Origin of the sequence: Streptomyces sp. A5-4 (assembly GCF_051131715.1) — a bacterium.
Classification (GTDB): domain Bacteria; phylum Actinomycetota; class Actinomycetes; order Streptomycetales; family Streptomycetaceae; genus Streptomyces.
This window is the reverse complement of record NZ_CP178591.1, coordinates 3,898,436-3,921,271: the sequence shown is the minus strand read 5'-3', so window position 1 is coordinate 3,921,271 and position 22,836 is coordinate 3,898,436. Positions and strand designations below refer to the sequence as shown.

At 68.4% G+C, this 22,836-nt stretch carries 20 protein-coding genes and 2 tRNA genes; 9 read left to right on the top strand and 13 right to left on the bottom strand.

What is annotated here, in order from left to right:
• Positions 1-58: 58 nt before the first annotated feature.
• A tRNA-Ala gene (locus ACLLJJ_RS17985) sits at positions 59-131 on the bottom strand.
• Positions 132-292: 161 nt separating this feature from the next.
• On the opposite strand from ACLLJJ_RS17985, the gene ACLLJJ_RS17980 reads away from it, so the two are divergent.
• Both ACLLJJ_RS17980 and ACLLJJ_RS17975 read left to right on the top strand, forming a co-directional pair.
• Positions 293-841 carry a helix-turn-helix domain-containing protein gene (locus ACLLJJ_RS17980; RefSeq protein WP_283517097.1) on the top strand — a complete coding sequence of 183 codons (549 nt, stop codon included), beginning with the start codon at positions 293-295 and terminating at the stop codon, positions 839-841.
• Positions 842-926: 85 nt separating this feature from the next.
• Positions 927-2,270 (top strand): serine/threonine-protein kinase, encoded by a 1,344-nt coding sequence (locus ACLLJJ_RS17975; RefSeq protein ID WP_434592458.1) that lies wholly within the window; start codon positions 927-929, stop codon positions 2,268-2,270.
• A 48-nt stretch (positions 2,271-2,318) separates the two neighbouring features.
• On the opposite strand, the gene ACLLJJ_RS17970 is transcribed toward ACLLJJ_RS17975, so the two are convergent.
• From ACLLJJ_RS17970 to ACLLJJ_RS17960, 3 genes are all read right to left on the bottom strand, one after another.
• Positions 2,319-3,662: a hypothetical protein gene (locus ACLLJJ_RS17970; RefSeq protein ID WP_434592455.1), complete on the bottom strand. Its 1,344-nt coding sequence runs from the start codon at positions 3,660-3,662 to the stop codon at positions 2,319-2,321.
• Complete coding sequence (locus ACLLJJ_RS17965; RefSeq protein WP_434592453.1) at positions 3,659-5,590, bottom strand: vWA domain-containing protein; 1,932 nt, start codon at positions 5,588-5,590, stop codon at positions 3,659-3,661. Before ACLLJJ_RS17965 ends, ACLLJJ_RS17970 begins: the two co-directional genes overlap by 4 nt.
• Positions 5,591-5,774: 184 nt before the next feature.
• Positions 5,775-5,909: a DLW-39 family protein gene (locus ACLLJJ_RS17960; RefSeq protein WP_003958712.1), complete on the bottom strand. Its 135-nt coding sequence runs from the start codon at positions 5,907-5,909 to the stop codon at positions 5,775-5,777.
• A 293-nt stretch (positions 5,910-6,202) separates the two neighbouring features.
• Here ACLLJJ_RS17960 and ACLLJJ_RS17955 point away from each other — a divergent pair, with 293 nt between their 5' ends.
• Together ACLLJJ_RS17955 and ACLLJJ_RS17950 are read left to right on the top strand one after the other, a co-directional pair.
• Positions 6,203-6,541, top strand: coding sequence for a DUF6344 domain-containing protein (locus ACLLJJ_RS17955; protein WP_434592436.1), 339 nt, complete (start codon positions 6,203-6,205; stop codon positions 6,539-6,541).
• A gap of 108 nt (positions 6,542-6,649) precedes the next feature.
• Positions 6,650-6,976, top strand: a complete 327-nt coding sequence (locus ACLLJJ_RS17950) for a DUF6344 domain-containing protein (protein ID WP_434592435.1) — start codon at positions 6,650-6,652, stop codon at positions 6,974-6,976.
• Between the two features lie 207 nt (positions 6,977-7,183).
• Here ACLLJJ_RS17950 and ACLLJJ_RS17945 read toward each other — a convergent pair.
• From ACLLJJ_RS17945 to dnaA, 9 genes are all read right to left on the bottom strand, one after another.
• A tRNA-Ile gene (locus ACLLJJ_RS17945) sits at positions 7,184-7,257 on the bottom strand.
• A 61-nt stretch (positions 7,258-7,318) separates the two neighbouring features.
• On the bottom strand, positions 7,319-7,945 hold the full coding sequence (locus ACLLJJ_RS17940) for a DUF3566 domain-containing protein (protein WP_434592432.1): 627 nt from the start codon (positions 7,943-7,945) through the stop codon (positions 7,319-7,321).
• Positions 7,946-8,038: 93 nt separating this feature from the next.
• Positions 8,039-10,666 carry a DNA gyrase subunit A gene (gyrA, locus tag ACLLJJ_RS17935; protein ID WP_434592430.1) on the bottom strand — a complete coding sequence of 876 codons (2,628 nt, stop codon included), beginning with the start codon at positions 10,664-10,666 and terminating at the stop codon, positions 8,039-8,041.
• A gap of 49 nt (positions 10,667-10,715) precedes the next feature.
• On the bottom strand, positions 10,716-12,785 hold the full coding sequence (gene gyrB, locus ACLLJJ_RS17930; RefSeq protein ID WP_434592428.1) for a DNA topoisomerase (ATP-hydrolyzing) subunit B: 2,070 nt from the start codon (positions 12,783-12,785) through the stop codon (positions 10,716-10,718).
• A gap of 269 nt (positions 12,786-13,054) precedes the next feature.
• The gene (locus ACLLJJ_RS17925; RefSeq protein WP_434592426.1) at positions 13,055-13,609 is read right to left on the bottom strand and encodes a DUF721 domain-containing protein; all 555 of its coding nucleotides are present in this window, start codon (positions 13,607-13,609) and stop codon (positions 13,055-13,057) included.
• 113 nt (positions 13,610-13,722) lie between these two features.
• The gene (gene recF / locus ACLLJJ_RS17920) at positions 13,723-14,853 is read right to left on the bottom strand and encodes a DNA replication/repair protein RecF (RefSeq protein WP_434592423.1); all 1,131 of its coding nucleotides are present in this window, start codon (positions 14,851-14,853) and stop codon (positions 13,723-13,725) included.
• A 30-nt stretch (positions 14,854-14,883) separates the two neighbouring features.
• Entirely contained in the window at positions 14,884-15,762 is an 879-nt protein-coding gene (gnd, locus tag ACLLJJ_RS17915) for a phosphogluconate dehydrogenase (NAD(+)-dependent, decarboxylating) (RefSeq protein WP_434592421.1), read from the bottom strand.
• Positions 15,763-15,887: 125 nt separating this feature from the next.
• On the bottom strand, positions 15,888-17,018 hold the full coding sequence (dnaN, locus tag ACLLJJ_RS17910; protein WP_434592418.1) for a DNA polymerase III subunit beta: 1,131 nt from the start codon (positions 17,016-17,018) through the stop codon (positions 15,888-15,890).
• 946 nt (positions 17,019-17,964) lie between these two features.
• Positions 17,965-19,728 (bottom strand): chromosomal replication initiator protein DnaA, encoded by a 1,764-nt coding sequence (gene dnaA / locus ACLLJJ_RS17905; RefSeq protein ID WP_434592416.1) that lies wholly within the window; start codon positions 19,726-19,728, stop codon positions 17,965-17,967.
• A gap of 359 nt (positions 19,729-20,087) precedes the next feature.
• Here dnaA and rpmH point away from each other — a divergent pair, with 359 nt between their 5' ends.
• Genes rpmH through ACLLJJ_RS17880 form a run of 5 tightly spaced genes read left to right on the top strand, consistent with a single transcriptional unit; the run spans position 20,088 to position 22,765 of the window.
• Entirely contained in the window at positions 20,088-20,225 is a 138-nt protein-coding gene (rpmH, locus tag ACLLJJ_RS17900; RefSeq protein WP_030354375.1) for a 50S ribosomal protein L34, read from the top strand.
• A gap of 21 nt (positions 20,226-20,246) precedes the next feature.
• Positions 20,247-20,621: a ribonuclease P protein component gene (rnpA, locus tag ACLLJJ_RS17895; protein WP_434592412.1), complete on the top strand. Its 375-nt coding sequence runs from the start codon at positions 20,247-20,249 to the stop codon at positions 20,619-20,621.
• Positions 20,618-20,989 carry a membrane protein insertion efficiency factor YidD gene (yidD, locus tag ACLLJJ_RS17890; RefSeq protein WP_434592409.1) on the top strand — a complete coding sequence of 124 codons (372 nt, stop codon included), beginning with the start codon at positions 20,618-20,620 and terminating at the stop codon, positions 20,987-20,989. The genes rnpA and yidD overlap by 4 nt, the downstream gene beginning before the upstream one ends.
• 3 nt (positions 20,990-20,992) lie before the next feature.
• On the top strand, positions 20,993-22,237 hold the full coding sequence (gene yidC / locus ACLLJJ_RS17885; protein ID WP_434592406.1) for a membrane protein insertase YidC: 1,245 nt from the start codon (positions 20,993-20,995) through the stop codon (positions 22,235-22,237).
• A gap of 15 nt (positions 22,238-22,252) precedes the next feature.
• Positions 22,253-22,765: a protein jag gene (locus ACLLJJ_RS17880; RefSeq protein WP_434592404.1), complete on the top strand. Its 513-nt coding sequence runs from the start codon at positions 22,253-22,255 to the stop codon at positions 22,763-22,765.
• The last annotated feature ends 71 nt before the right edge of the window (positions 22,766-22,836 follow it).

Below are 22,836 nucleotides of genomic sequence, written 5' to 3'. Positions count from 1 at the left end.
TAAACACGGAGAGGGTCCCTGACCCGCGTTTCCGCAGGTCAGGGACCCTCTGATTACGTGGAGCCTAGGAGATTCGAACTCCTGACATCTGCCTTGCAAAGGCAGCGCTCTACCAACTGAGCTAAGGCCCCTCGAAAAGCGGACATGACCGGTCAAAGACGCACCGTGACCACCGCCGCAGAACAGAGTACCGGTTGTCCCCCCTGATCCTGCAAAAAGGATTGGGACTCCCGGTCCGCGACCACCCTCCGTAAGATGCTCGGGAGGTTCGCAGCAGCGAAGGGGAGACGCAATGGACGCAGCGCAACAAGAGGCGACGGCAAGAGCCAGAGAGCTTCAGCGCAATTGGTACGGGGAGCCGCTGGGGGCGCTCTTCCGTCGGCTGATCGACGATCTAGGGCTGAACCAGGCCAGGCTCGCCGCGGTGCTCGGCCTGTCCGCACCCATGTTGTCCCAGCTGATGAGCGGCCAGCGCGCCAAGATCGGCAATCCCGCCGTCGTTCAGCGTGTCCAGGCTCTGCAGGATCTGGCGGGGCAGGTCGCCGACGGCAGTGTGAGCGCGGGGGAGGCCACCGACCGGATGGAAGAGATCAAGAAGTCCCAGGGCGGTTCGGTGCTCAGCAACACCGGCTCGACCACGGCCAGTTCCGGAGCGCCGACCGTGCGCCGCGTGGTGCGCGAGATCCAGTCGCTGCTGCGCTCGGTGGCCGCCGCCGGCGACATCATCGATGCGGCGGACACCCTCGCACCGACCCACCCGGAACTGGCAGAGTTCCTCCGGGTGTACGGCGCCGGGCGCACTGCCGACGCGGTGGCCCACTACGAGGCGCATCAGAGCTGACAGGGCCGGTCCGGCCGGGTCCGGGAGGACCTGACGGAACACGACCGAAGACGTAGGCAGCGGACCGGGGAGCGGGCACAGCACAATGGGTGAGATCTTCGCTGGTCGGTACGAGTTGATCGACCCGATCGGACGCGGTGGAGTGGGCGCCGTCTGGCGGTCGTGGGACCACAGGCGACGCCGCTATGTGGCGGCCAAGGTCCTGCAGCAGAGTGACGCGCACACGTTGCTGCGTTTCGTGCGCGAGCAGGCGCTGAGGATCGACCATCCGCATGTCCTCGCCCCGGCCAGCTGGGCCGCGGACGACGACAAAGTGCTGTTCACCATGGAGCTGGTGAGCGGCGGCTCACTGGCCCATGTGATCGGCGACTACGGCCCGCTCCCGGCCCGCTTCGTCTGCACGCTGCTGGATCAGCTCCTCTCCGGTCTCGCCGCGGTGCACGCGGAAGGTGTCGTGCACCGCGACATCAAGCCGGCCAACATCCTGCTGGAGGCCACCGGCACCGGCCGGCCGCATCTGCGGCTGTCCGACTTCGGCATCTCCATGCGCAAGGGCGAGCCGCGCCTCACCGAGACCAACTACGTGGTGGGGACGCCCGGTTACTTCGCGCCCGAGCAGATGATGGGCGCCGAACCGGACTTCCCGGCCGACCTCTTCGCGGTCGGTCTGGTCGCGCTCTATCTGCTCCAGGGGCAGAAGCCCGACTCCCAGGCCCTGGTGGAGCACTTCGCCACGTACGGCACCCCGGGCGCCCCGCAGGGCATCGACGAGCCGCTGTGGCAGGTCATCGCCGGGATGCTGCAGCCCGATCCGCAGGCCAGGTTCCGTACGGCGACGGGCGCGCGCAAGGCGTTGACCGCGGCCGTCGACATGCTGCCCGAGCCGGGTCCCGGCGACGACCCGGTGGAGGTCTTCGACCAGATCGGGCCGCTGCCGGAAGGTTTCGCCGCCTCGGGCCCCGAGACGTCGGACCCGACCCCGGGCATCCCGGACCGCGTACAGCCCCGGGGCCCGCAGGCCCCCGCTCCGCAAGGGCCGCCGATGTCGGAGACGGGCAGCTTCCATCTCGCCCCGCCGCCGCAGCAGCCGCCCACTCCCCCCACGCCCACGCCGACATCCGCCTCGGTGCCGGCCCCCGCGCCCGCGTCCGCTCCCCCCTTCGACGCCGCGCGGTACCAGGCGCAGGCCCCCACGTCCGGGGCGCAGTACGGACAGCCCCTCACTCGGCCCTACACCGCCCCGGAGGCACTCGCCCCGCAGCCGGGCGCGTACGCCCCCGCCCACAACAACGCGGCGCACGCCCCCGCGCAGGCACCCGCCCCCACCCCGCGAAAGCGACCGGGACCGCCCCCGAAGGTGACGGTCCCGGTACTGGTGATCGCTCTGCTCTGCTTCGCGGTGGGCATCTGGGCGCTGACCCAGAGCTGACCCGTCGGGCGGCCCACGGGCAGTCGCCCACGGGCCGCCCGACAGCGGCTACCAACCGGCCGGCGGCCCGTACTGCGGTGGCGTCCCGTTGCCGTTGCCGTTGCCGGGGTTCGCCGGGCCGGCCGCCGCACGGCGCCTGGCGATCAGCATCCACCCGCCGAGGCCGAGCACCAGCACGGTGCCCGCGCCGATCCCGGCGGCCCCGACGAGCCGCATCGTGTCGCTCTTCTCGGCCCCCGGCGTGGACTGCCCGCTCGCCGCCTGGTCCCGGTCGTCGTCGGTGACCTGGAACGCCCCGGCGGAACCGGCGTAGGCGGGCGCCTGCTTGGCATCACCCTTGACGTTCAGCCGCAGCGTCAGCCCCAGCGCCTTCGCACCGAACGGCTTCTCCACGGCGGGGTTGAGGCTGACCCGCAGGTAGTACCAGCCCGCGAACCGCATGGCGTTCACGGATTCCTTCGAGTCGTACCGGTTCTCGTACGCCACGGGCGGCAACGGATCCAGCTCGGCCGACTTCGGCTTTCCGTCGTACGCGAGGTTGTTGTGGCTGTCGACGAGCCCCCGCGCCGGGTTGAAGAGCGACACCGCGAGCGCGCTGGGCACATAGCCCTCACCCGTGGCGCTGCTCAGGTCGGCGCTGACGAAGAGCTGCTGCCCCCAGTCGACCGGCACCTTGTAGAAGCGGCTCTCACCCGGCTTCAGCTTGTCGCGCCACTCACCCTGCTCAAGCCCCGGGGCGTTGAAGAAGCTGGTGCCGCCCTTGCGGTCGCGCGGGGCGCCGGTCGGCGGCGCGGGGGACGCGCTGGGCCAGTTCTCGGGCGCCGCCGTCGGCCCGGCACCCTTCAGCGCGGGCTCGGTCACATGCCGGATCTCCAGGTCCCACGGCTCGCTGGAGGAAGTCGCCTCGCTGGTCCGCTCGATGAGGACGTAGTACGTGTCCGCGCTCTGGCAGGTCGTGCTGTCCTTCTCGATCGTCCGCGACGCGTAGGTGCCGATGGGCCGCGCGAACTCCGCGTTGAACTGCGCGGTGTCGTAACTGCACGAGCTGCTGTCGCGGTCCTGCAGCGTCACCTTGAGCTCGTCGGCGTACGCGACCTTCGTGCCCGGCTTGGGCACCGCCGTCGCCGACACGTACGCGTTGGACTTCGCGTCCAGGACCACCCGGTAGAAGAGCTTGCCACCGGGCTTGATGGAGTCCTTGTACGTCTCCCCGGCCTTCAGCTGCTCGGCGTCGGTATTGACCTCGGAGCCGGTGACCGGCTTCGCGGACGGCTCGAAGGCGTACGGGCTGGGCGCACCCGCCGCCCACGCCTGCCCCGACAGCGCCGCCACCGCGCACAGCGCCGCCACCACGGCCGACACCGTTCCACCCCTGCTGCGCTGCCTCTTCACGCGCCACCCCTCGTCGTCGCCTTGGCTGCCCTGCGCCGCATGGTGACCAGCACGAGCCCCGCGACCAGGACGACCGCGCCGCCCACTGCCCCGGCGGTCGCGATGCCGGTCCATCCTGCCCCGCCGGTCCCACCGCTGTCTCCGTGGGCCGCCGCATCACCCTTCTTGTCCGCTTCGCCCCCCGCGGCACCGTCCGGCTTCGCCAGCGCGGGCGCATCGTGCTGCGGGCCCGCCAGCTCCCGGCCGGCCACATCCACCCGCAGGACTACGCCGATGGCCGCGTTCTCGGCGAACTTGGCGGCGTTCGGGCCGAGCGACACCGCGACGTAGTACTCGCCCGCCGCACGCACCGGAACCACCTGGGACGCCGACTCCCAGCGGTTCGTCCAGGTCACCGGGACGGTGCCGAGATCGACCGCGGCCGGCTCGCCGCTGTACATCCGGTGCTCGTCGAACTCGCCGCCGCCACCGATCGGCTTGCGGCCCGCGCTGAACGCGGCCGTGTCGACGAAGCTGACGTCCGAGCCGCCCTCCTCCAGGGTCGGCTCGTTGCCGAAGTCCACGGCGTAGCGCAGCTGTTGGCCCCAGCCGACCTTCACCTTGTACCAGCGGGTCTGGGCGGGCAGCAGCTTGTCGCGCCACACACCCTTTGCCAGGGTCCGCGCGTCGTTGAAGCCCGTGCCGCCCTCGACGTCCTTCGGATCACCCGCCGGAGGCATGGCGTCCTTGCCCGCCGCGCCGTACTCGGTCGCGGACTCCGCGGGCACCGTGCCCTTGGCGAGCGGCTTCTCGGTCCCGTACCGCAACTCGAAGGGCCAGCGTGCCCGGTCGGAGCCCGCGGCGCTGGTGCGGTGCACGGACAGCAGGTACTTCCCCGCCGGATCACAGGACCGGTCACCGCCTGCGGACGGGACGCGGCTGACCGCGGTGCTGAGCACCATCGCGCCCTCGTCCTGTGCGAAGTTCTCCCGCGCGCTGTCGCAGGTGGAGCCGAACTTCCCGGTGGCGGTGAGCTCCAGCTCGATCCCGTCCCCGTACTCGGCCTTGACGCCCGGCTGCGGCACCGCCGTCACCGCGAGGTCCGCGGCGGACCCGGCATCGAGCCCGGCGGCGTACCAACGGGTCTCACCGGGGCCGATGGTGTCGGTGTACTGGCCGGGCTCGATCCCGGCCGCGCCACTCGCGCTCACCCCACCCTCGACGCGCTCGCCCCGGAAACGGTAGCCGTGCGCGGACAGTTGAGAGGCCCGCTGCAACTGACGCGCCAGCGCCTTGGCGTCAGGAGCGTCGTAGTACGAGCCGTGCCCGGCCTCCGCGACGCACTCCAGCTGCTCCCTGGCCTTGCCGCGCACCTGGAATCCGATGGCGTCGATCCGCAGGTCCACCCCGTCCTCACCGAGCTGCCTGGCGACCTCGCAGGGCTGCGGAGTACCGCAGTTGTCCTCGCCGTCGGAGATCAGCAGGATCGTACGCCGCCCGAGCGACCCTTCGGCGGGCTCGGGCAGGTCCTGTGCGGCCTTCCTGAGCGACAGCCCGATGGGAGTGTCCCCCTTGGGCTGTACGCCGTCCACGGCCCGCTTCATGGCATCCCGGTCCAACGGCCGTACGGGCCGCACCAGCCGGGTGTCCGTGCAGCCCTTGGGCCGGTCCGCGCCGTACACCCGAAGGCCGGTCGGATAGCCGTCCGGCAGCGTGTCGACCACCGTGGACACGGCGCCGCGGGCGGACTCCATCCGCGTACGTCCGGTGCCGTCGTCGTCCGCCATGGAGCCCGACGAGTCGAGCACCATCACCAGGCTGCTCCCGCCGTCCGCCTCCTGCGCGGGCGCGGCGACGGCGGGCGGTGGGCCCGCCGTCGCCGCCACCGGACCGAGCAGTATTCCGCCCACCAGCGCGACCGCCGCGCGGCGGCCCCCTCGTGCCTTCACCCGTTCCCCCTCAACCAAGACTCTTGCTTTGCTCTCGCAAGCTAGTGATTTGCGTAGGTGAATTCAAGAGCGGGGTGTCACGGTCCCGCAACGGCTCACCCGCCCCACCGAAAATCCCCGGGCAGCACAAAACCCCGGCCGCTCTGCGACCGGGGCAAGTGTTCAGAATGCTGGCTGCTGGCTCTCACACACCCGAACCTGCGGGCACGGAGTCAGTTGCCTCCGTCCACAGATCCTGCTCGGCGCGATCCGCCTGGATCTGGCGGTACACGAGGAGCCCGCCGATGGCGGCCAGTGCGACCAGGAGAAGCTTCTTCACCGCGCGACCTCGTCTTTCCTTGGCGTAGGGGACTTCTGGCGCCCGACTATACACACCGACCGATATCGATCAGTGACCTAGTTCCGACCCAACTCGCGCCCGGCACAAAGCAATCAACTCCACCCGTCTGTCCCCTCCTATGCGAGAGGACCCGGCCGCGGAGCCCATTCCTCCAACCGGGTGGTGTTCATCAGAAGAACTGCACAACGCGTGCGTCGCTCGCCCTGATCCCCATGTTGCGCGCACATCATCTGAAAGGTAAGCAAACCGCACCACCTGAAAGTGAGAAAGCCATGGCCGTCATCAAGGTCAGCAAGATGTGGACCGCCTTCATCGCCGGGCTCTTCGCCCTCCTCGCCACCCTGGGGCTGAGCACCGCGACCACCGCCGCCGCGGCCACCACGCACACGGCGCAGGAGCCGACCGCGCACACCACCGGACGGACCGCCCCGGCGACGGTACCGGCGGCTCGCCGGGCCCACACCCTGGAGCGCTCGATGCCGCCCACCATGAAGCAGCGCATCCGCGCCGAGGCCCACGGCGCCTCCCCGTCCTCCCGCAACCGCTCGCTGAACCTCGCCGGGACCCCGCAGCCGGACCTCACCGCGACCGAAGCGCTCCTCGCGGCGTAGCGGAAGCAGCACCCCGCACGCCGGCAGTCAGCAGTCAGCAGTCGCACCACAGATCCACAGACCGACGGACCGACAGACAGCCCACGCAGCAACGCAAGGAGCACCGCAGTGAAGGCCAGGACGATGTGGACCGCACTCATCACCGCCCTCTTCGCCCTCCTCGCCACCCTGGGGCTGAGTACGGCGGCCACCGCCGCCCAGCAGCCCGCCACAGCGAGCGCCCCGACCGGCAGCCACCCCGCAGCCGAGGCCGCCTCAGCGGCCGTCACCTGGTCCCCGGCGCACGAACAGTCGGTCCCGCCCACCATGAAGCAGCGCATCCGAGCCGAGGCCCACGGCGCCTCCCCGAGCTCCCGGCACCTGCCGCGCGAGCTGGGCGACGTACAGCGGCCGGACCTCGGACAGATCGCGGCGGCGACAACTCCCACGGCGTGAGACGGACCATACCCAGGAGCCGCACCACCGTGTCGTACCAATGAGGCGCACCAATGAGGCGCACCAACGTGCCGTACACCCGAACCGCACAGAACAAGCCGTATACCCGAGCCACACACGGACCGGTCGGACCGCGCCCCGCAAGGGAACGCAGAAGGCCGGCAGATCCTGAGATCTACCGGCCTTTCGACCTTGCGGTCTTCGCGGTGGGGCTAACAGGATTTGAACCTGTGGCCTCATCCTTATCAGGGATGCGCTCTAACCAACTGAGCTATAGCCCCGCGCTGCCCCTGAAGATTAGCGCACCTCAGTGGCAGGTCCAAAATCGGATTCCGAGCGGTCCTACTCGTCTTCCGCGAGCGTCAGCTCGACGCCGCCGACGAAGCCGGCCGACAGGTTGTAAATGAAGGCGCCGAGCGTCGCGAGCGCGGTCGCCAGCACCACGTCGATCATCGCGATGATCGACGTGAAGATCAGGACACGCGGCAGCGACAGGAAGGACTGCAGGTCGAAGCCGTTGCTCTCGTTCGAGCCCGTTGCCTCGCTGATCGTCCCGCCCACCGTGGAAAAGACGCCCATCGCGTCCATCACCATCCACAGCACCGCGGCCGCGACCACCGTGCAGACGCCCAGCGCGATGGACAGCAGGAAGCTGACCTTCATCACCGACCACGGGTCGGCCTTGGCCACCCGCAGCCGTGCCTTGCGGGTGCGCGGCGTGGTCCGTGCGCCCGTGCGCGGACGGCGTACCGCTGCCGCCGCCTGCTGAGCGGCCGGACCGGTCTGCCCGTCGCGCTGCTGCCCGCCCTGCGTACCGCCGGCCTTCTCGCCGCCCTGCGGCGTGGGATACGCCTGGGGCGGGTGATAGGGCTGCGACTGCCCCTGCCCCGACTGCTCACGCTCACTGGGCAACGGCCCGTTCGCGTACGCGTCGTACTGCTTGGGCTGAGGCCCTCTGGTGTCCGTCACAGTCCCCCCTTGGGAGTCCGCGGCAGAGCCACGGGCACCAGGTGCTCCATCTCCGGAAGCGGCCGCTCCGGCGCCCGTGGGTCCACTCACGTCTTACTCCTCGTGCTCCCCGGCCGAGGGCTGGGCGCCCTCGACGGCATCGGCAGACTCGACCGCATCGCCCTCGACCGCGTCGACCGCCCCATCGGGACCGTCGACCTCCTCGGCCTCGCGACCGGCTTCGGCGTTGCGCGCGATGCCGACGACGGCATCACGCTTGCCCAGGTTGATCAGTTGGACGCCCATGGTGTCACGGCCCGTCTCCCTGACTTCGTTGACTCGCGTACGAATCACGCCACCGCCGAGAGTGATGGCGAGGATTTCGTCCGTCTCCTCGACCACCAGCGCGCCGACCAGCGAGCCCCGGTCCTCCACGATCTTGGCGGCCTTGATACCCAGACCACCGCGACCCTGGACCCGGTACTCATCGACAGGAGTCCGCTTCGCGTACCCACCGTCGGTGGCAGTGAAGACGAAAGTACCTGCTCGCACGACATTCATCGAGAGCAGTTCGTCGCCCTCACGGAAACTCATGCCCTTGACGCCCGAAGTGGCGCGCCCCATCGGCCGCAGCGCGTCGTCGGTCGCGGTGAAGCGGATCGACTGCGCCTTCCTGCTGACCAGCAGCAGATCGTCCTCGGAGGAGACCAGTTCGGCGCCGATCAGCTCGTCGTCGCTGCCGTCCGCGGTCTCCCGCAGATTGATCGCGATGACACCACCCGCACGTGGCGAGTCGTAGTCCTTCAGCGGCGTCTTCTTCACCAGACCACCCTTGGTGGCCAGAATCAGATACGGCGACGCGGAGTAGTCCCTGATCGCCAGGATCTGCGCGATCTGCTCGTCCGGCTGGAAGGCCAGCAGGTTCGCGACGTGCTGACCGCGCGCGTCGCGGCCCGCGTCGGGCAGCTCGTACGCCTTCGCCCGGTAGACCCGGCCCTTGTTCGTGAAGAACAGCAGCCAGTGGTGCGTCGTCGACACGAAGAAGTGGTCGACGATGTCGTCTTCCTTGAGCTTCGTACCGCGCACGCCCTTGCCGCCGCGCTTCTGCGAGCGGTAGTCGTCCGTCTTCGTCCGCTTCACATAGCCGCCACGCGAAATGGTGACGACGATGTCCTCCTCGGCGATCAGGTCCTCGATGGACATGTCACCGTCGAAGGGCACCAGCTTCGAGCGCCGGTCGTCGCCGAACTTGTCGACGATCGCCGCGAGCTCCTCGCTGATGATCTGCCGCTGCCGCTCCGGCGAGGCGAGGATCGCGTTGTACTCGTTGATCTTCGCCTGCAGCTCGTCGTGCTCCGCGACGATCTTCTGGCGCTCCAGGGCGGCCAGTCGGCGCAGCTGCATCTCCAGGATCGCGTTCGCCTGGATCTCGTCGATCGACAGCAGGCCCATCAGGCCCTCGCGCGCCACATCGACCGTCTGGCTGCGCCGGATCAGCGCGATGACGTCGTCGATCGCGTCCAGCGCCTTGAGCAGGCCGCGCAGAATGTGCGCCCGCTCCTCCGCCTTGCGCAGCCGGAACTTCGTCCGCCGGACGATGACCTCGATCTGGTGCGTCACCCAGTGCCGGATGAACGCGTCGATCGACAGCGTGCGCGGCACACCGTCGACGAGCGCCAGCATGTTCGCGCCGAAGTTCGTCTGGAGGTCGGTGTGCTTGTAGAGGTTGTTCAGCACGACCTTCGCGACGGCGTCGCGCTTGAGCACGACGACCAGGCGCTGGCCCGTACGCGAGGACGTCTCGTCACGGACGTCCGCGATGCCGCCGACCTTGCCGTCCTTCACCAGGTCGGCGATCTTCTGCGCGAGATTGTCCGGATTCGTCTGGTACGGAAGCTCCGTGACCACCAGGCACTGGCGGTTCTGGATCTCCTCGACCGCGACGACGGCACGCATCGTGATCGAGCCGCGGCCCGTCCGGTACGCCTCCTCGATGCCCTTGCGGCCCACGACCAGCGCACCGGTCGGGAAGTCGGGGCCCTTGATGCGCTCCAGAAGCGCGTCGAGGAGCTCCTCGTGCGAGGCCTCGGGGTGCTCCAGCGCCCACTGCGCGCCGGACGCCACCTCCCGCAGGTTGTGCGGCGGGATGTTGGTGGCCATGCCGACCGCGATGCCCGCCGAACCGTTGACCAGCAGGTTCGGGAAGCGCGCCGGCAGGACCGTCGGCTCCTGGTTACGGCCGTCGTAATTGTCCTGGAGATCGACGGTGTCCTCGTCGATGTCGCGGACCATCTCCATGGACAGCGGCATGAGCTTGCACTCGGTGTACCGCATGGCGGCGGCCGGGTCGTTGCCCGGGGAGCCGAAGTTGCCGTTGGAGTCCACCAGCGGCATCCGCATCGACCAGTGCTGCGCGAGCCGCACCAGGGCGTCGTAGATCGAGGAGTCGCCGTGCGGGTGGTACGTACCCATGACGTCACCGACGACACGGGCGCACTTGTAGAAGCCCTTCTCGGGCCGGTACCCGCCGTCGTACATCGCGTACAGCACACGGCGGTGTACGGGCTTGAGGCCGTCCCGTACGTCGGGCAGCGCGCGCGAGACGATGACGGACATCGCGTAGTCGAGGTACGAGCGCTGCATCTCCGTCTCGAGCCCCACAGGCTCCACACGGCTGCCCACGCCCTCGATGGCGAGCGATTCGGGCGTGACAGGGGTCACAGGGGTGTTCTCGTCGGCCATTGCTGGTCAAAGTCCTTTCGAGCTGCGGCTGGTGGCTTGCACGGCCGGCTCAGATGTCGAGGAAGCGGACGTCCTTGGCGTTGCGCTGGATGAACGAGCGCCGCGCCTCGACGTCCTCACCCATCAGCACCGAGAACAGATCGTCGGCCTGCGCCGCGTCGTCCAGCGTGACCTGGCCGAGCACCCGGTGGTCGACGTCCATCGTGGTGATGCGCAGCTCCTCGGCGTTCATCTCACCCAGGCCCTTGAAGCGCTGGATGGAGTCGTCCTTGATCCGCTTGCCGTTCTGCTTGCCCAGCTCGACCAGTGCGTCGCGCTCGCGGTCCGAGTACGCGTACTCGAAGTCGTCCCGACCCCACTTGATCTTGAACAGCGGCGGGCGCGAGAGGTACACGTGCCCCGCCTCGACCAGCGGCCGCATGAAGCGGAAGAGGAACGTCAGCAGCAGCGTGTTGATGTGCTGCCCGTCGACGTCGGCGTCCGCCATCAGGATGATCTTGTGATAGCGGAGCTTCTCGATGTCGAAGTCCTCGTGCACACCCGTGCCGAACGCCGAGATCAGCGCCTGCACTTCGGTGTTCTGCAGGATCTTGTCGAGCCGCGCCTTCTCGACGTTCAGGATCTTGCCTCGAATCGGCAGGATCGCCTGGTACATCGGGTTACGACCGGACTTCGCGGAGCCACCGGCCGAGTCACCCTCGACGATGAAGATCTCGCACATCGTCGGGTCGTTCGACTGGCAGTCGCTCAGCTTGCCCGGCAGCGAAGCCGACTCCAGCAGTCCCTTACGACGCGTCAGGTCCCGCGCCTTGCGCGCGGCGACGCGTGCGGTGGCGGCCTGGATCGACTTGCGGATGATGTCCGCGGCCTCGTTGGGGTGACGGTCGAACCAGTCCGTGAGCTGCTCGTGCACGACCTTCTGCACGAAGGTCTTCGCCTCCGTGTTGCCCAGCTTGGTCTTCGTCTGACCCTCGAACTGCGGCTCGCCCAGCTTCACCGAGATGATGGCCGTCAGACCCTCGCGAATGTCCTCACCCGCGAGATTGTCGTCCTTCTCGCGCAGGTGCTTCTTCTCGCGCGCGTAGCGGTTCACCAGACCCGTCAGCGCGGCCCTGAAGCCCTCCTCGTGCGTACCACCCTCGTGCGTGTGGATGGTGTTCGCGAAGGAGTGCACCCCCTCGCTGTACTGCGAGTTCCACTGCATCGCGATCTCGGCCGAGAGCAAGCGCTCCTTGTCCTCTGCCTCGATGTCGATCACCGTCGGGTGAATGACCTCGCCCTTGCGGGAGTTGAGGTACTTCACGAAGTCGACGATGCCACCGGGGTAGTGGTACGAGACGGTGAGCGCCTGCTCCTCCGCCGGGACCTCCTCGGCCGTGTCCGCGCCGACGACGGCCTTGGCCGACTCACGCTCGTCCGTGAGCCTGATCGTCAGGCCCTTGTTGAGGAAGGCCATCTCCTGGAAGCGCCGCGACAGCGTCTCGAAGGAGTACTCGGTCGTCTCGAAGATGTCCGGGTCGGCCCAGAAGGTGACGGTCGTGCCCGACCGGTCCGTGGCCTCGTTGCGCACCAGGGGCGCCGTCGGCACACCCAGCTTGTAGTCCTGCGTCCAGCGGTAGCCGTCGCGGCTGACCTCGACCGCGACCTTGGACGACAGTGCGTTCACGACGGACACACCGACGCCGTGCAGGCCGCCGGAGACGGCGTAGCCGCCACCGCCGAACTTGCCGCCCGCGTGCAGGACGGTCAGCACGACCTCAATGGCCGGCTTGCCCTCGGAGGGCACGATGTCCACGGGGATACCGCGGCCGTTGTCGATGACACGCACCCCGCCGTCCGGCAGGATCGTGACGTCGATCATGTCCGCGTGCCCAGCCAGGGCCTCGTCGACCGAGTTGTCGACGACCTCCTGGACGAGGTGGTGGAGCCCGCGCTCACCGGTCGAGCCGATGTACATGCCGGGCCGCTTGCGGACCGCGTCCAGGCCCTCGAGGACGGTGATCGCGCTGGCGTCATAGGCGGCCGAGACGGCTGCCTCGCCGCCCCCGCCGGCAGTGGACGGAATGGTCTCGTTGGGGTTGCCGGAATCGGCCACGAAGCGCCCTTTCTGGCACAGCACAAGCCGACTCCGCCACGTGCGGGACCGGCTGCATCGTTCTGTGTAGTCGACGTGTCCCGCAAGCGGGCGGGATTGTCCACCAGTCTACCGGTACCGCAGACACTCATGGGGGTTTGCCGGTACCTGAGTCCCCATGTGCCGTCCTGAACCGCCTCCGTCCGACTCCCCATATTCGGGAAGGGGCTCCAAGCGGCTCACGCGGGCATCCAGCGCTTCGGGCTGTCAACCTCCCACTACCGTGAGGGACACCTCACACGTACACCCACTACTCAGCCGTACGTGTCCCCGGGCCCCTTGCTGCCGGGCGCCCGCAGCGGACCGAAACGGCGCGGCGGACCGGCCGGCCCCATCACCTTGATCAACTTCACCGCGCCCTGCCCGAGGTCCGCGTTGAGCCGCGCCACCAACTGCGGTGCCAGCAACCGCAACTGGGTCGCCCAGGCCGTCGAATCGCACTGCACCGTCAGCACCCGCTCGGCGTCCCCTTCGTCGTACCGCGTGGGCACACAGTGCTTCGCCACGTCGTCCCCGACGATCTGCGGCCAGCGCCCCATGACCCCACCGACGGCGGCGGGGGCCTCCCAGCCGCGCTCCGTGATGAGCCGGTTGATCGCCGCCCCCAGCGCCAGCGGATCACGCCCGTCGGCCCGCGCGCCCGAGCGCAGACCGCCGCGCTTCGCCTGCTTCTTCTGCTGCGCCGCCGCACCCCGCGCACGCGCCTGCTCCTTGGCCGCGCGCAACGCGACCCGCGCCAGATCGACACCCGAGGGCTCGGCGTCCTTCGGCGGCTGGGCGGAGGCGGGCGGCTGGGACGGGCCGGGCACCCGGGGGGATGAAGAGGGAAGGGGTGAATCGTACGATTTGGACTTCTTGGGCGATTTCCCCCTCGGGGGTCCCTGAGGCAGCTCGTCCGGCCCGCCGGACCCGCTCAAAGGGCTCATGCCGGCGCCACCTCGCCGCCGGACACCACATACCGCTTGCCCGCCAGCACACCCGGCACATCGTCGTCCACCGCCGCCGTCACCAGCACCTGCTCACCCGGCGCCACCAGCTCGGCCAGCCGCTCCCGCCGCCGTACATCCAGCTCCGCGAAGACATCGTCCAGCACCAGCACGGGCTCATTCCCCTCGGACCGCAGAAGGTCGTACGAAGCCAGCCGCAACGCCAGCGCGATCGACCAGGACTCGCCATGACTCGCATAGCCCTTGGCCGGCAGCTGCCCCAGCTTGAGCACCAGATCGTCCCGGTGCGGGCCGACCAGCGTCACGCCACGCTCGATCTCCTGCTTCCTGGCGCCCACCAGCGCCGCGAGCACCTGCTCGTACAACTCCTCGCGCGACTGCCCCGCCACGACGCCCTCGCCCAGCGAACACCGGTACCCAAGACCCACCGGGCCACCCCCGGGCGCCACCTGCTCGTACGCCTTGTCCGCCATCGGCAGCAGCGTCGCGATCAGATCCAGCCGCTGCGCCAGCAGCTCCGCGCCGACCTGACCCAGATGCTGGTCCCACACGTCCAGCGTCGACAGATCCATCGAACGGCCACCGTGCCTGCGCGCCATCGCGGCCGACTTCAGGAGCGTGTTGCGCTGCTTCAGCACCCGCTCGTAGTCCGACCGCACCCCCGCCATCCGCGGCGAGCGCGCCGTGATCAGCTCGTCGAGGAAGCGCCGACGCTCACCGGGATCCCCCTTGACCAGCGCCAGATCCTCCGGCGCGAACAGCACCGTACGTACGATCCCCAGCACATCACGGGGCTTGACCTGCGAGGACCTGTTGATCCTGGCCCGGTTCGCCCGGCCCGGGTTCAGCTCCAGCTCCACCAGCTGCTGCCGCTCGCCCTGGGTGACGGCGGCCCGGATGACGGCGCGCTCCGCGCCCATCCGCACCAGCGGGGCATCGGATGCCACCCGATGGCTGGCGAGCGTCGCCAGATAGCCGACCGCCTCGACGAGATTCGTCTTGCCCTGGCCGTTCGCACCCACGAAAGCGGTGACGCCCGGATCGAGAGGCACCTCGACCCGGGCGTACGAGCGAAAGTCGGCCAGCGACAGATGCGTGACATGCATGGGTGTACGCCGACCTTCCCCAGCTCGGAACTACTTCGTGGACTCGACCGCGTGCCCGCCGAACTGGTTGCGCAGGGCGGCGATCATCTTCATCTGCGGGGAGTCGTCCTGGCGCGACGCGAAGCGCGCGAAGAGCGAAGCGGTGATCGCGGGCAGCGGCACCGCGTTGTCGATGGCGGCCTCGACCGTCCAACGGCCCTCACCGGAGTCGGCGGCGAAACCACGGAGCTTGTCCAGGTGCTCGTCGCCGTCCAGCGCGTTGACCGCCAGGTCCAGCAGCCAGGAACGGATGACCGTGCCCTCCTGCCAGGACCGGAAGACCTCGCGCACGTCGGTGACCGAGTCGACCGCCTCCAGCAGCTCCCAGCCCTCGGCGTAGGCCTGCATCATGGCGTACTCGATGCCGTTGTGAACCATCTTGGCGAAGTGCCCGGCGCCGACCTTGCCGGCGTGCACCGAGCCGAACTCGCCCTCGGGCTTGAGCGCGTCGAAGATGGGCTGCACCTTGGCGACGTTCTCGGCGGCGCCGCCGTACATCAGCGCGTAGCCGTTCTCCAGGCCCCAGACGCCGCCGGACACGCCGCAGTCGACGAACCCGATCTCCTTGAGGCCGAGCTCAACGCCGTGCTTCTCGTCGTCCGTCCAGCGCGAGTTGCCGCCGTCGACGACGACATCGCCCGGGGAGAGCAGCTCGGACAGCTCGTCGATCGTGGACTGGGTCGCGGCACCGGCCGGAACCATCACCCACACCACTCGCGGGCCCTTGAGCTTGCCCACAAGCTCTTCGAGGCTGTGGACATCGGCGACGTCCGGGTTCCGGTCGTAACCGATGACGGTGTGGCCTGCGCGGCGGATGCGCTCACGCATGTTGCCGCCCATCTTGCCGAGACCGACGAGACCGAGCTCCATCAGAGATTCCTTAAGCGTTGTGACGATTCGTACCCGGGCCCGAGCCTACGCCCGGGCCCCGCCGCCGACCCGACAGGCGTGAGCAGGCCCGGAGCCGTCGCGGCACCGGGCCCGGAATCCTGCGATCAGCCCGAGAGCCGCACCGGCATGATCAGGTACTTGTACGCCTCGTCCGCCTCGGCATCCATGGCCGGCTTGCCGCTGAGCAGCGCGGGCTTGGTGGACGTCGTGAAGGACAGCTGGGCGACCGGCGAGTCGATCGCGCTCAGACCGTCCAGCAGGAACGTCGGGTTGAAGGCGATCGAGATGTCGTCGCCGTCGAGATTGGCGTCGACCCGCTCCACAGCCTGTGCGTCGTCGCTCGATCCGGCTTCCAGGATCAGCACGCCCTGCTCGAAGCTGAGCCGCACCGGCGTGTTCCGCTCGGCGACCAGGGCCACACGCTTGACGGCCTCGACGAACGCGGACGTCTCGATGATCGCGATCGAGTTGAACTCGGTCGGGAAGAGCGTCCGGTACTTCGGCAGGTCACCTTCGAGCAGTCGCGTGGTCGTACGCCGTCCAGCGCCCTCGAAACCGATCAGGCCCTCACCGGCACCCGAGCCGGAGAGCGCGATGGTGACTGTGTCACCGCTGGTCAGCGACTTGGCGGTGTCCAGCAGCGTCTTCGCGGGCACCAGCGCGACGGCGGACGCCTCCGGGTCCTCCGGCTTCCACATGAACTCGCGGACCGCGAAGCGGTAGCGGTCGGTGGAGGCCAGGGTGACCGTGTCGCCCTCGATCTCGATGCGCACACCGGTGAGGACCGGCAGTGTGTCGTCCCGGCCGGCCGCGATGGCCACCTGGGCCGCGGCGGACGCGAAGACCTCACCGGGCACGGTGCCGGTGGCGGTCGGCATCTGCGGCAGCGCCGGGTACTCCTCGACGGGGAGCGTGTGCAGCGTGAATCGCGAGGATCCACAGACCACCGTCGCCCGTACACCGTCTGTGGAAATCTCCACCGGCCGGTTGGGAAGGGCGCGGCAGATGTCGGCGAGCAGCCGACCGGAGACGAGAACGATCCCGTCCTCCTCCACGTCCGCGTCCACCGAAACCCGTGCCGAGACCTCGTAGTCGAAACCGGAGAGGCTCAGAGCGCCCTCCTCGGCCTTCAGCAGAAGGCCCGCGAGGACGGGCACCGGCGGACGGGCCGGAAGGCTGCGAGCCGTCCAGGCCACTGCCTCCGCAAGTACATCGCGCTCCACCCGGATCTTCACCGGAACCGCCTCCTGCTGTTGCTGGCTCGCCCTGCTGGCCGTCGTTGTCTGGCTGTGTTGCCGGGGACCAGTCTGACCTACGGCACCGACAGTCGGTGCGGCATGGGGTCAAGTCGCGACGAGAGCCGCTGGAGGCTCGGGGCCCGAGTTGTGCACAGGCCCTTCTTCCAAGCTATTTCTCAGCTAACTCTAGGTGGGAGTAGTAGTAGGGCCTGTGGAAACCGTGGATAACCCCGTTTTCGCAGGTCAGACCCACTTTTTTGTCCACCGGCCCTGTGGGCGGAGACGGTGGACAACTTGGGCTTTCTGTGGACGCCCGAAAGTTCTGCACAGTCGATGCACAGGCTGGGGGTAGTTCTCCCCAGCGCCGTCCCCAGCTTTACCCAGGTTCCCCACAGCCCAACCGACCCCCTTGGTGTGACCGCTTTCACTCGACCCGGTGACGGCGGGCGTTTCGTTGCCGAACAGTGGACAGAGGTGTGGAGAAGCTGTGCAAAACGTGGCCCCGCCTGTGGGCCGCCGGTGGACAACGTTGATCTTCGCCTGTGGACAGAAATTTTATCCACAGGCTGTGGAGGAAGGTTGACCACAAATCCACAGGCAGTTGACCTGGGGTGATGAAGTCTCAGCTATCGGGCCTGTGGACTCATTCTGGACAACTTCCCAGTCCCCAGGGTGTGGACGGAACATCCTGCCCTGATCTGTGGAGAACCGGCTCCCCGGGAGCCTTATTCGAACAACGAGGGGGTCCGGGCCTTCGACGGGGCGACTCCCTGACGCCTCCGGAGGTCTGCTGGGCGCTCCGGAGCGCCCCCAAAAACGTCTCCGGAACGCGCCGACAGGTCCCTCAGGAGGTCCCGGAAGGCCCTCGCAAGGCCGAAGGGCGCCCCGGGAGTTCGTCCCGGGGCGCCCTTCGGCTGCTTTTTCAGGTATCCGCTTCGGCGTGTCAGGCGTTCTTGATGCGGTTCGTGAGCTCGGTGACCTGGTTGTAGATGGAGCGCCGCTCGGCCATCAGAGCGCGGATCTTACGGTCGGCGTGCATCACCGTCGTATGGTCCCGGCCGCCGAACTGCGCGCCGATCTTGGGCAGTGAGAGGTCCGTCAGCTCACGGCACAGATACATCGCGATCTGCCGGGCCGTCACCAGCACACGGCTGCGCGAGGATCCGCAGAGGTCCTCGACCGTCAGCCCGAAGTAGTCCGCGGTCGCCGCCATGATGGCGCTCGCGGTGATCTCGGGCGAGGCGTCCTCGCCGCCCGGGATCAGATCCTTCAGGACGATCTCGGTGAGCCCGAGGTCCACGGGCTGCCGGTTGAGCGACGCGAACGCCGTCACCCGGATCAGCGCGCCCTCCAACTCGCGGATGTTGCGCGAGATGCGGGACGCGATGAACTCCAGGACCTCCGGGGGAGCGTTGAGCTGCTCCTGCACCGCCTTCTTGCGGAGAATCGCGATGCGCGTCTCCAGCTCGGGCGGCTGCACATCGGTGGTCAGGCCCCACTCGAAGCGGTTTCGCAGCCGGTCCTCCAGCGTGACCAGCTGCTTGGGCGGCCGGTCCGAGGACAGCACGATCTGCTTGTTCGCGTTGTGCAGCGTATTGAAGGTGTGGAAGAACTCCTCCTGCGTCGACTCCTTGCTCGCGAGGAACTGGATGTCGTCGACGAGCAGGATGTCCACGTCGCGGTAGCGCTTGCGGAACGCGTCGCCCTTGCCGTCGCGGATCGAGTTGATGAACTCGTTGGTGAACTCCTCGGAGCTCACATAGCGGACCCGGGTGCCGGGATAGAGGCTGCGCGCGTAGTGGCCGATGGCGTGCAGCAGGTGCGTCTTGCCCAGTCCCGACTCTCCGTAGATGAAGAGCGGGTTGTACGCCTTCGCCGGCGCCTCGGCCACGGCGACCGCCGCGGCGTGCGCGAAGCGGTTGGACGAGCCGATGACGAAGGTGTCGAAGAGGTACTTGGGGTTGAGGCGGGCCTGCGGCTCGCCGGGGCCCGGCGCCGACGAAGGCTGTGCGGCCAGCGGCCCGGGGACACCGCCCACTCCGCGGTGCTGGATCGACGGGTCCTGATGGTCCCGGCGCTCGTGCCGCGGCGGCTGGTCGTAGTGCGGCTGCTCGTACTGCTGGCGCTCGGGTGCCTGCGGGCGGTAGTCGTGCTGCGGAGGGCGCGAGGCGTACGGGTCGCGTTCCTGGAAGCCGCCGAGCCGCTGCTGCTGCCAGCCGTGGTCCTCCTGCGGGCGGGGCCAGGCGCCCGGCTGCTCATGCCTTGGCTGGCGGTAGTCGGGGTACGCGGGCCTGGCGGTCGGGAGGTCGTCGTCGGACGGCCGGTGCCCATAGTTGTCGTACTGCTCGTGCTGGGACTGCTGCTCGTCGTGCGGCGGGCCCTGGTAGCGGGACTGCTGCTGCATGGGCGGGGCCAGCGACGGGGAGGGATCTCCCGCCGAGTCGTCGACGGTGATCGCGATCCGGATCGGCCGGCCGCACTCGCGGCTCAGCGTCTCGCTGATCAATGGGGCGAGCCGACCCTCAAGGACACGCTTGCCCCATTCATTGGGGACGGCGAGCAGGGCGGTATCGGCCACCAGGGCGAGCGGCTGGCAACGCTCGATCCACTGCTTGTCCTTGGGTTCGATGCCCTGCTGCCCCTCTCCGAGGAGATGCTCCAGCACTCGTGGCCACACTGCGGCAAGATCGGCAGGTACATCAGCCACAGGGCACGCTCTCTCACAGGTCCCACGAAGGTGTGGTTCTTGGGACGGGATGGGAAGGACTGCCAGTAAAGGAATCCAAGTTCAGCCACGGTAGTCGGGCCGTGTCACGCGGTTCAAGTTGTTGTCCACAGGCTGTGCATAGTGGACCCTGGCGAGGGCCCGGTTTGACCGGATGGCGTAGCCGCGCGTACCGTGACCAGGTCGAGTTGTCGATGGCTGCTGCCGCCTGCCTCCGATGGGCAATGATCACGATCTGTGGTCGTGAAGCGGTGCATACGGGCGTTGCGAGTTCCTCGTGGGCGCACGGTGACAGCCAGGCGATGTCCCGCCGTTACCACGATCATTTCTGGAGCCCCCGAGTGAGCAAGCGCACCTTCCAGCCGAACAACCGTCGTCGTGCCAAGACCCACGGCTTCCGTCTGCGTATGCGTACCCGCGCCGGCCGCGCCATTCTGGCGACGCGTCGTGGCAAGGGCCGCGCCCGCCTGTCCGCCTGATTCTCGTAAACAGGTCATGACGTGCTGCCTACCGAGAATCGGCTGAGGCGGCGCGAGGACTTCGCAACCGCGGTACGCCGAGGTCGCCGGGCCGGTCGCCCGCTCCTCGTCGTCCATCTTCGCAATAGCGGTTCAACGGACCCGCACGCGTCTGGGGAGAGCGTTCCCCAGACGCGTGCGGGTTTCGTCGTGAGCAAAGCTGTGGGCGGCGCTGTCGTGCGCAATGTGGTGAAGCGGAGGCTTCGCCACCTCGTCCGCGACCGACTGTCCGAGCTGCCCCCCGGTAGCCTGGTTGTCGTACGGGCATTGCCCGGAGCAGGTGATGCCGACCATGCACAGCTGGCCCGAGACCTGGATGCCGCCTTTCAGCGGTTGCTGGGAGGGGGCGCGCGATGAAGTACCCACTGCTGGCTTTGATCAAGCTGTACCAGTGGACGATCAGTCCGTTGCTCGGGCCTGTGTGCCGTTACTACCCGTCGTGCTCCCACTACGGATTCGCGGCCATCGACCGATATGGCGCGGTGAAGGGCACGGCCCTGACCGCCTGGCGCATCCTGCGGTGCAATCCGTGGTCGCCCGGCGGCGTGGACCATGTCCCGCCGCGCAAACGTCCGCGTTGGCATGAAGCGCTGCGCAATGCGTGGAGCGGCAACCGCGACAGCAAGGGCGGGCAGTACTCCGCCGCTGGAGTGCCTTCTCGGGGGCCGGCCCCCGAAACCCCGAGCCCGGCCGCAGAGACCTCGCCCAATGCTCAAGGAGCCTGATTAGTGGACACGATCGCCAGTCTGTTCAGCTTTATCACCACACCTGTTTCGTGGGTCATCGTTCAGTTCCACTCGATGTACGGGGCGATCTTCGGACCTGACACGGGCTGGGCCTGGGGTCTGTCCATCGTGTCCCTCGTGGTCCTCATCCGGATCTGTCTGATCCCGCTGTTCGTCAAGCAGATCAAGTCGACGCGCGGCATGCAGGCGCTGCAGCCCGAGATGAAGAAGATCCAGGAGCGCTACAAGAACGACAAGCAGCGTCAGTCCGAAGAGATGATGAAGCTGTACAAGGAGACGGGCACCAACCCGCTCTCCTCGTGCCTTCCCATCCTGGCGCAGTCGCCGTTCTTCTTCGCCCTTTACCACGTGCTCTCAAGCATCGCCTCGGGCAAGAACATCGGCGTCATCAACGACTCGCTGCTGGCGAGCGCGCGTGAGGCGCACATCTTCGGCGCTCCACTGGCGTCGAAGTTCATGGACACCACCGCGAAGGTGGCGGAGTTCAACGCCACCCTGGTCGACGTCCGCATCGTCACCGCGATCATGATCGTCATGATGTCGGCGTCGCAGTTCTACACGCAGCGCCAGCTGATGACGAAGAACGTCGACCTCACGGTGAAGACGCCGTTCATGCAGCAGCAGAAGATGCTGATGTACGTCTTCCCGCTGATGTTCGCCGTCATGGGCATCAACTTCCCCGTCGGTGTCCTCGTCTACTGGCTGACCACCAACGTGTGGACCATGGGCCAGCAGATGTACGTGATCCACGGGAACCCGACCCCGGGCAGCAAGGCGCAGGGCCTCCTGCTGGACCGCATGGAGAAGTCGATCGCCAAGCACGGCAAGGTGAGCACCCGCCGTCAGCGCAACATCATCAAGCAGATCGAGGCCAAGGGCCGCGAGCGCAACGAGGCCGAGCGCAAATTCGTCAAGGAGCTCGGCCAGTCACGGCTCACGCTTCAGCCCGACGGCAATGTGGTCAAGGGCGACCCTGTTCTTGAGGCGGAGGAAGCGGAAGACGCTCCGAAGCGGCAGCAGCCCAAGCGTCTGACAAAGGCGCAGCGCCAGGCGGCCACCGCTGAAGCCGCGGCGAAGCCCTCGCTGGCGAAGCCTTCGCTCAAGAAGGACGAGCCGGAGGACGAGCAGCCCAGGCAGGCCGGCAAGACCCCTCCCGCCTCCGCACGCCAAGCCAAGTCCGGGCAGCGCAAGGGCCAGCAGCGCCCCAAGCACCCGTCCAAGAAGTAATAAGGAGTCCATCCCGTGACGGAAGGCACCATCTCCGCGGCCACCAAGGGTGACGCCACCCTGACCCGCCTTGAGCAGGAAGGCGAGATCGCCGCCGACTATCTCGAGGGTCTGCTCGACATCGCCGACCTCGACGGCGACATCGACATGGACGTCGAGGCCGACCGGGCCGCAGTCTCGATCATCAGCGACGCGCACAGCCGTGATCTCCAGAAGCTCGTGGGCCGCGACGGTGAGGTGCTGGAGGCGCTTCAGGAGCTGACTCGCCTCGCCGTACACCGGGAGACCGGGGACCGCAGCCGGCTGATGCTGGACATCGGCGGCTTCCGGGCCAAGAAGCGCGAGGAGCTCGCGGCGCTGGGTGCCAAGACCGCGGACGAGGTCAAGTCCACCGGTGAGCCGGTGAAGCTGGACCCGATGACGCCCTTCGAGCGCAAGGTCGTGCATGACGCGATCGCGGCCGCGGGTCTGCGCAGCGAGTCCGAGGGCGAGGAGCCGGAGCGCTTCGTCGTCGTTCTCCCGGCCTGACCGGTCCATCGCCCTTCGGCCCCGTCTGTTCGCAGGCGGGGCCGATCTTTGTCAGCCTGGTGGTCGGCCCA